Source organism: Pseudomonas sp. 14P_5.3_Bac1 (assembly GCF_025466135.1).
Taxonomy (GTDB): domain Bacteria; phylum Pseudomonadota; class Gammaproteobacteria; order Pseudomonadales; family Pseudomonadaceae; genus Aquipseudomonas.
In genome coordinates this window covers 1-8,507 of sequence record NZ_JANLOF010000067.1, presented here as the reverse complement: position 1 = coordinate 8,507, position 8,507 = coordinate 1, and the positions used below count along the sequence as shown (strand labels likewise).

The following is an 8,507-nucleotide window of genomic DNA, read 5'->3' as shown; positions in this document are numbered from 1 at the left end:
TCCCACATTTTGATCCGTGGTATTACCAGGCGATGGTGTCGCCTTTGTAGTCCACGAAGTGATGGCCGCCCTTGCCCGTGTAGGCATTTACCTGATCGATCAGGCCGCGCACGCTGGTGTCGACATCAATGAGCGCGTTTTCACCGCCCATATCCGTCTTCACCCAGCCCGGGTGCAGCGACAGCACGGTGAGCTTTTGGTCGCCGAGTTGGGTGATAAAGCTGTTGGTCATGGAGTTGAGTGCAGCCTTGCTGGCCTTGTACAGCGCCAGGTCCGCACCGTCGGGAATGGTCACGCTGCCGAGCACTGAGCTCATGAAGGCCAGCACGCCGCTGTCTTTGCGAATCTTCCCGACAAAACGCTGGGCCAAGTTGATCGGCGCCACGGCGTTGGTGAAGAACAGCTGGCCGACTTCCGCCAGGGTGGCGTGGCCAGGCTCTTGATTGGCGGGGCCTTTGACGCCGGCGTTGACGAACAGCAGGTCGAAGGTGCGGTCCTTGAGGCGCTGGCTCAGGGCGATCACGGCTTGCTGATCATCCATGTCCAGCTTTTCGACGTGTACCGGGCCTGCGGCTTTGAGCGCATCGGCCTTGTTCGGATCGCGCACGGTGGCGGTCACATCCCAGCCGTCCTGAAGCAATTGCTTGACCAGGCCAAGGCCCAGCCCGCGCGAGGCGCCGATGATCAGTGCGGTTTTTGGCGTAGACATGAAAGGCTTCCTTTGGAATGGAGGTTCACGGATTCAGTGGACAACGTTGCCCCAGCCTTTGCTGCAACTCCTGGCGCAGGTGGCCTAGTTCGCTGATACGGGTTTCGATCAGGTTGAGCTTGTCTTGCAGCAATTGCGTGACAGCGCTGTCGGGGTCGGGCGCCTGCCACAGGGCGGCGACGCTGCTGCCGATCTCGCCCAGGCTGAAGCCCAGGCGTTGCGCGGTCTTGATGTAGAGCACCAGTTGCACCATGTCTGGCGGGTAGTCGCGGTAACCGTTGGCGCTGCGTTGTGCTGCGATCAACCCGCGCTGCTCGTAGAAACGCAGGGTGTCGCGGCTGACCTGGCTGGCCTGGGCTAGTTCGCCGATACGCATAGGGCGGGCTCGAAAGGGCTTGACCCTGGAGCATACTCCAGGCTTTAGCCTGCTGGCTTCTTAATTCAAGGAGCTTGCCGATATGTGGACCGCTGCCCAATACCGAACACTGGTGCGCGCCAGCGCCTGGTACGACTTGATCGTGACCGCGGCGTTTGTCACCCCGTGGAGCTTTGTGTTTGTGCACAGCGTGCTGCAGGGTTTGAACCTGCCGGGGACGCTGCCGGCTTTTGCACCGGCGCATGTGCTGATGGCCAATTTGCTCGGCTCGATTGTGTGCGTATGGGCGGTGCTGCGAATTCGCGACCCGCAGCGCCAGTTTGGCCTCTATGACGCGGCCGGCCGCGCACTGTTCGCGACCTGGCAGCTCTACGCGCTGATGCAGGGGGCGACGGCGGTGTTGTGGGTAACGTTACTGTTTGAGGGGGCGTGGGGCATCGCGCAGATGGTCCCCGTGGAGACTGATCAAAAAATGACCGGCGCCCGTAAGCCCTTATGACAGAAGGGTTACAGGCGGATGTGCTCAGGTTATCCACAGGCAGGTGCACAGTAGATGTGGGCAGTTTCAGCGCGCCAGCAGGATGCGCCCACGGCTCAGGTCGGCAAGTTGGGTTTGCAGCGTGTCGATAGCCGCCTCGCCCAGTGCCAGCTGCAGCTCCACGCCATTGGCGGTGAAGGTTTCCTCCACCACCAGCCCGCCCAGTTCGGCGACCCGCAGTTTGACCAGGTTCAGCTCGGAAAAGCCGCAGGCGCAGCTCAGTGGCACGCGGCTGATCAGCTCGATGCGCTCGGCATTTTGCAGGCATTTGTTCGCGCCGCCGCCGTAGGCACGGGCGAGGCCACCGGTGCCCAGTTGTATGCCGCCGTACCAGCGAATCACCAGCACGGCGACCTGATCAAAGCCTTGGGCCTCGATGGCGGCCAGAATCGGCCGTCCCGCGGTACCGCCGGGTTCGCCGTCGTCGTTGCTGCGGTACTGGTCGGCGAGTTTCCAGGCCCAGCAGTTGTGCGTGGCGTTGAGGTCGCTGTATTGCTCGAAAAACGCTTGGGCGTCTTGCGCGCTGGTGATCGGCGCCGCGAGGGTAATAAAGCGGCTTTTGCGTATTTCTTCACGAAATTCGCAAAGGCCGGTAAGCGTGAAAGGCATAAGTCGCTTCGTTTAGAGGGCTGGCTGGATGCCACAGCCTTTGAGAATGATGTGGATCAGGTTGCTGCCGGCGTCTTCCATGTCTTGTTTGGTCAGCTTGGTGCGGCCGGTGACGCGGCAGATCTGGGTGGCAAAGTCGGCGTAGTGCTGGGTGCTGCCCCACAGCAGGAAGATCAGGTGCACGGGGTCGATGGGGTCCATCTTGCCGGCGTCGATCCAGGCCTGGAACACGGCGGCGCGACCACTGAACCAGGCGCGGTAATCCTGGCTGAAATATTCGGTGAGGCATTCGCCGCCACTGATGATTTCCATGGCGAAGATCCGCGAGGCCTGTGGGTGACGCCGGGAAAACTCCATCTTGGTGCGGATGTAGCGGGTGAGCGCCACGGCCGGGTCGTCCTCGGCGGTCAGCGCGTTGAAGGTGCTGTCCCACAGTTCGAGGATATTGCTGAGCACCGCGATATACAGGCCGAGCTTGTTGGTGAAGTAGTAATGCAGGTTGGCCTTGGGCAGCCCGGCACTCGAGGCAATGGTGTTCATGCTGGTGCCTTTGTAGCCATGGCGCGCGAACTCGTCTTCAGCAGCCTGCAGAATCGCTTGTTCGTTCTTTTGCCGAATGCGGCTGGCGGGTTTACCGGCGTGGTTGCTGTGGGCAGGAACTTCGAGGCTCATGGAGGTTTCCGTGCTGATCGATAGAGACGACGTGTGCACAGATAACCCACCCTCAAGCCTCAGACAAGTCCCGATGCAATAAAACCGTCAAAGCGGTTCCAGCGTGTCGCTTTCCGGCGCGTGGTTTGCGCCAACGCAGGTCGCTTTGGTTTCCGGTAACAACAGGCACAACACGATGGCGGTCAGGCCGCCGCTGGTGATGGCTGAGTCGAACAGGTTTCGCACCAGGGACGGCATCAAGTGCAACAGGTCCGGTTGGGCGGCAATGCCCAGGCCGACGCCGAACGAGGTGGCGATGATCAGCATGCTGCGCCGGTCCAGTGGTGCCTGGGCAAGGATGCGCACACCGGCAGCGGCCACGCTGCCGAACATCACCAGGGTGGCGCCGCCCAATACCGGCTTGGGAATTTGCTGCAGCACGGCACCAATCGACGGAAACAAGCCGAGACAGAACAGCAGCACGCCGATGTACAAACCGACGTAACGGCTGGCGACGCCGGTGAGTTGGATCACGCCGTTGTTCTGCGCGAAGGTGGTGTTGGGAAAGGCGCTGAAGGTGGCGGCGATCATGCAACTCACACCATCGCCCAATACGCCGCCTTTGAGTCGGCTTATATAAGAAGGGCCGCTGATGGGTTGGCGCGCAATCATGCAATTGGCGGTGAGGTCACCGACGGTTTCGATGCTGCTGATCAGATAAATCAGCGCGATGGGCAAAAAAGCGCTCCAGTCAAAGTTGAAACCAAAGCGAAAGGGCATTGGCACGCTGATCAAGGGCAAGTCGGGCAGGGCTTGGGGTACCAGTTTGCCGCTGAACCAGGCGGCCAGACTGCCGAGGGCCAAGCCGATGATGATCGCCGAAAGGCGAACCCACGGAGTGTTGGAGCGGTTGAGCAAAATGATGGTCAGCACCACGAACACGCCCAACGCCAGGTTCACCGGAGCGCCGAAGTCGGGCGCGTTAAAGCCGCCGCCGAGGTCGGTGATGCCCACCTTGATCAGGCTGATGCCGATCAGCGTAATCACAATCCCGGTGACCAGGGGCGTGATCACTCGGCGCAGTTGGCCGATAAAGCGGCTCAGCACGATCTGTACCGCCGCGCCGAAAAAGCACACGCCGAAGACCATCGCCATGATGTCTTCCGGGCTGCCACCGCGTTGCTTGACCAGAAAGCCTGCCGACAACACCGCGCCGAGAAACGCAAAGCTGGTGCCTTGCAGGCAGATCATCCCGGCACCGATGCCAAATGGCCTGCGCGCCTGAATGAAGGTGCCGACGCCGGAGACCATCAATGCCATGCTGATCAGGTAGGGCAAATGGGCGGTGAGGCCCAGCGTGGAGCCAATAATCAAAGGCGGCGTGATAATGCCGACGAACGCCGCCAGCACGTGTTGCGCGGCGGCCAGTATTGCCGGGATGGGTTTTGGGCGGTCGTTGAGGCCGTAGATCAGGTCGCTGGGGCTGGAGGTTTCTGGTGGCATGGCGGGCAAACTCAGGGCGGACGGTTCAAGGTCCTTGTGCCTTGCAAAAAGCTGTCCAGTTGCTCAGCTTTTGCCGAAAGGCCCGAGCTAGCGCGTTGCCGCAAGGCTCTCGAGAAAGCTTTCCAGCACCAAATGAGGGCGACGGCCCTTGCGCGTGACCGATGCGAGGCTCAAATCGTAAAAACGTGTAGTCGGTTTCAGCGCACGCAGTCGGCCTTGTTGCACCCACAGGCTGGCGTAGTGGTCAGGCAGGTAACCAATGTAGCGACCCGTGAGGATCAGGAACGCCATGCCTTCGCGGTCCGAGGCACTGGCGGTGCAGTTGAGTGCCTGGTAATGGGCCTGGATCTCGGCGGGCAAGCGGAAGGTGGGGGCGATGGCGTCCTGGCTGTCGAGGCGGGTGTCGTCCAGTTGTTTGTCGTCGGCATAAAACAGCGGGTGGCCAACCGCGCAATAGAGCAGCGAACGTTCGCTGTACAGCGGCTGGTATTCCAGGCCCGACAGCGCGCTGGCCTGGGGGACAACGCCGACATGCAGGCGGCCGTCGAGTACGCCTTGCTCGACTTCATTGGGGGCGATCATGCGGATTTGTATCTGCACGTCCGGGCCGCGTTCCTTCAACTGTGCCAACGCGTGAGTGATGCGCATGTGGGGCAGGGTGACGAGGTTGTCGGTGAGGCCGATGATCAGCTCGCCACGCAAATGCTGGTGCAGGCCGTTGACCTCAGTGCGAAAGCTTTCCAGGGCACTTAATAGCTGCAGGGCCGATTGGTAGACCTCGCGGCCTTCTTCAGTGAGCGAGAAACCGGCACGCCCGCGTTGGCACAGGCGCAATCCCAGGCGCTGTTCGAGGTCGCTCATCTGCTGGCTGATGGCCGAGCGGCCAATGCCGAGCACGGTTTCTGCTGCTGAGAAGCCGCCGCACTCCACCACGCTGCGAAAGATGCGCAACAGGCGGATATCGAAGTCACTGACTTGGGCCAGGGGGTCGGGTCGACGGCTGCTCATAGTTTAGTGAAGGCCTGACTGAAGGTTAGAAAAGTTGAATTTCACCGACTTTATCCCCGTGGCAATTTAGCTGCAAGAACGCTTTTCAATCCCGACGCTGCCTTTTGCCCTGCGAGGTTTTGCTGATGAACATGCCCGAAAACGCCCCTACGTCCCTGGCCAGCCAATTGAAGTTGGATGCGCACTGGATGCCCTACACCGCCAACCGTAACTTCCAGCGTGACCCGCGCCTGATCGTGGCCGCCGAAGGCAGTTGGTTGACCGATGACAAGGGCCGCAAGGTGTACGACTCGTTGTCGGGCCTGTGGACCTGCGGCGCCGGGCACACCCGCAAGGAAATCCAGGAGGCGGTCGCCAAGCAACTGGGCACCCTGGACTACTCCCCGGGCTTCCAGTACGGCCATCCGCTGTCGTTCCAGCTGGCAGAAAAGATTACCGACCTGACGCCGGGCAATCTGAACCACGTGTTTTTCACGGACTCGGGCTCCGAGTGCGCCGATACCGCGGTGAAGATGGTGCGCGCCTACTGGCGCCTTAAGGGCCAGGCGACCAAGACCAAAATGATTGGCCGCGCCCGTGGCTATCACGGTGTCAACATCGCCGGCACCAGCCTGGGTGGCGTGAACGGTAACCGGAAGCTCTTTGGTCAGGGCTTGATGGATGTGGATCACCTGCCTCACACCTTGCTGGCGAGCAATGCGTTTTCTCGTGGCATGCCGGAGCAGGGCGGTATCGCCTTGGCCGATGAGCTGCTCAAGTTGATCGAACTGCACGACGCGTCGAACATCGCCGCCGTGTTTGTTGAGCCGATGGCCGGCTCCGCTGGCGTGCTGGTGCCGCCACAGGGTTACCTCAAGCGTCTGCGTGAGATCTGCGATCAGCACAACATCCTGCTGGTGTTCGACGAGGTGATCACCGGTTTCGGCCGTACCGGCTCGATGTTCGGCGCCGACAGCTTCGGCGTGACCCCGGACCTGATGTGCATCGCCAAGCAAGTCACCAACGGCGCGATCCCGATGGGCGCGGTGATTGCCAGCAGCGAGATCTATCAGACCTTCATGAACCAGGCGACGCCGGAGTACGCCGTGGAATTCCCCCACGGCTATACCTACTCGGCGCACCCGGTGGCGTGCGCGGCTGGCCTGGCGGCATTGGACCTGCTGCAGAAGGAAAACCTGGTGCAGAGCGTGGCCGAAGTCGCGCCACACTTTGAGAATGCGCTGCACGGTTTGAAGGGCAGCAAGAACGTGATCGACATTCGTAACTACGGCCTGGCCGGCGCGATCCAGATTGCTCCGCGTGACGGTGATGCCATCGTGCGTCCATTCGAGGCCGGCATGGCCTTGTGGAAAGCCGGCTTCTACGTGCGCTTTGGCGGCGACACCCTGCAGTTTGGGCCAACCTTCAACAGCAAGCCGCAGGACCTGGATCGTCTGTTTGACGCGGTCGGCGAAGTGCTGAACAAGATCGACTGATTCCTCCTTCTATATAGAACACCTTTTCAGGAGCCCTGCATGAGCCTTATCCAGCATTTGATCAACGGTGAGTTGGTCAATGACAGCGGCCGGAGTGCCGACGTGTACAACCCGTCTACCGGCCAGGTGATTCACCAAGTGCCATTGGCCAGTCGTGAAACCATCCAACAGGCGATCGACTCGGCCAAGGCCGCGTTCCCGGCGTGGCGCAATACCCCGCCGGCCAAACGTGCCCAGGTGATGTTTCGTTTCAAGCAATTGCTGGAGCAAAACGAAGCACGCATTTCGCAGTTGATCAGCGAAGAGCACGGCAAGACGCTGGAAGACGCGGCGGGTGAATTGAAGCGCGGGATCGAGAACGTCGAGTACGCGTGCTCGGCGCCGGAGATTCTCAAGGGCGAGTACAGCCGTAACGTGGGACCGAACATTGATGCCTGGTCGGATTTCCAGCCGTTGGGCGTGGTGGCTGGTATTACGCCGTTCAACTTCCCGGCGATGGTGCCGTTGTGGATGTACCCGCTGGCCATTGTCTGCGGCAACTGTTTCATCCTGAAGCCGTCGGAACGTGATCCAAGTTCTACGCTGCTGATCGCGCAGTTGCTGCAGGAAGCCGGCCTGCCTAAAGGCGTGTTGAGCGTGGTGCACGGTGACAAGGGCGCGGTGGATGCGCTGATCGAGGCGCCGGAAGTCAAGGCGCTGAGCTTTGTGGGCTCGACGCCCATTGCCGAATACATTTATTCCGAAGCGACCAAGCGCGGCAAACGTGTGCAAGCGCTGGGCGGGGCGAAGAACCACGCGGTGCTGATGCCGGACGCAGACCTGGATAACGCCGTGAGTGCCTTGATGGGCGCGGCGTATGGTTCGTGCGGTGAGCGTTGCATGGCGATCTCGGTGGCGGTGTGCGTGGGTGATCAGGTGGCGGATGCGTTGATCGCCAAGCTGGTGCCGCAGGTCAAAGCGCTGAAGATTGGTGCGGGCACGTCCTGTGGCCTGGATATGGGGCCGTTGGTGACGGGCCAGGCGCGCGACAAGGTCAGCGGCTATATAGAAGACGGCGTGTCGGCGGGTGCCAAGCTGGTGGTCGACGGTCGTGGTTTGAGTGTTGCCGGGCATGAGGAAGGTTTCTTCCTGGGCGGCAGCCTGTTTGATCGTGTGACCCCTGAGATGCGCATCTATAAAGAAGAGATCTTCGGGCCGGTGCTGTGTGTGGTTCGGGTGGATAGCCTGGAAGCGGCGATGCAGCTGATCAATGATCACGAGTACGGTAATGGCACTTGCATCTTTACCCGTGACGGTGAGGCAGCGCGCCTGTTCTGTGACGAGATTGATGTGGGCATGGTCGGGGTGAACGTCCCGCTGCCGGTGCCGGTGGCTTATCACAGCTTCGGCGGCTGGAAGCGCTCGCTGTTTGGCGACTTGCATGCCTATGGGCCGGATGGGGTGCGTTTCTATACCCGTCGCAAGGCGATCACCCAGCGTTGGCCGCAACGAGCCAGCCATGAAGCGTCGCAGTTTGCCTTTCCTAGCCTGTAAGGCGGAATAAAAGCCGGCCCTTTGGGGCCGGCTTTGTCGTTTTTGGGGCTTTATTGACCGATATGACAGAAATGTGAAAAAAGGTGTTGACGGCAGATTCTGGAA

9 protein-coding genes are annotated in these 8,507 nt (G+C 60.9%); 3 read left to right on the top strand and 6 right to left on the bottom strand.

The features are described from left to right. Positions 1-22 precede the first annotated feature (22 nt). Positions 23-709 (bottom strand): SDR family oxidoreductase, encoded by a 687-nt coding sequence (locus tag NTD89_RS18155; protein ID WP_145160379.1) that lies wholly within the window; start codon positions 707-709, stop codon positions 23-25. 25 nt (positions 710-734) lie between these two features. Next, entirely contained in the window at positions 735-1,085 is a 351-nt protein-coding gene (locus NTD89_RS18150; protein WP_106577748.1) for a MerR family transcriptional regulator, read from the bottom strand. A gap of 82 nt (positions 1,086-1,167) precedes the next feature. Between NTD89_RS18150 and NTD89_RS18145 the strand changes: the two genes are divergently transcribed. Then, positions 1,168-1,584, top strand: coding sequence for a hypothetical protein (locus tag NTD89_RS18145; protein WP_262208897.1), 417 nt, complete (start codon positions 1,168-1,170; stop codon positions 1,582-1,584). A 66-nt stretch (positions 1,585-1,650) separates the two neighbouring features. Here the strand turns inward: NTD89_RS18145 and NTD89_RS18140 are convergent, their stop codons facing one another. The 4 genes from NTD89_RS18140 to NTD89_RS18125 form a co-directional block, all read right to left on the bottom strand. Further along, the gene (locus tag NTD89_RS18140) at positions 1,651-2,232 is read right to left on the bottom strand and encodes an IMPACT family protein (RefSeq protein ID WP_262208896.1); all 582 of its coding nucleotides are present in this window, start codon (positions 2,230-2,232) and stop codon (positions 1,651-1,653) included. A 12-nt stretch (positions 2,233-2,244) separates the two neighbouring features. Then, positions 2,245-2,904: a TetR/AcrR family transcriptional regulator gene (locus tag NTD89_RS18135; protein ID WP_262208895.1), complete on the bottom strand. Its 660-nt coding sequence runs from the start codon at positions 2,902-2,904 to the stop codon at positions 2,245-2,247. Positions 2,905-2,991: 87 nt separating this feature from the next. Beyond that, on the bottom strand, positions 2,992-4,386 hold the full coding sequence (locus tag NTD89_RS18130) for a uracil-xanthine permease family protein (protein WP_262208893.1): 1,395 nt from the start codon (positions 4,384-4,386) through the stop codon (positions 2,992-2,994). A gap of 87 nt (positions 4,387-4,473) precedes the next feature. Then, positions 4,474-5,394 carry a LysR family transcriptional regulator gene (locus NTD89_RS18125; RefSeq protein ID WP_145160389.1) on the bottom strand — a complete coding sequence of 307 codons (921 nt, stop codon included), beginning with the start codon at positions 5,392-5,394 and terminating at the stop codon, positions 4,474-4,476. Between the two features lie 125 nt (positions 5,395-5,519). Here NTD89_RS18125 and NTD89_RS18120 point away from each other — a divergent pair, with 125 nt between their 5' ends. Together NTD89_RS18120 and NTD89_RS18115 are read left to right on the top strand one after the other, a co-directional pair. Continuing rightward, positions 5,520-6,869: an aspartate aminotransferase family protein gene (locus NTD89_RS18120; RefSeq protein WP_106577754.1), complete on the top strand. Its 1,350-nt coding sequence runs from the start codon at positions 5,520-5,522 to the stop codon at positions 6,867-6,869. 39 nt (positions 6,870-6,908) lie between these two features. Further along, positions 6,909-8,402: a CoA-acylating methylmalonate-semialdehyde dehydrogenase gene (locus NTD89_RS18115; RefSeq protein ID WP_262208891.1), complete on the top strand. Its 1,494-nt coding sequence runs from the start codon at positions 6,909-6,911 to the stop codon at positions 8,400-8,402. The last annotated feature ends 105 nt before the right edge of the window (positions 8,403-8,507 follow it).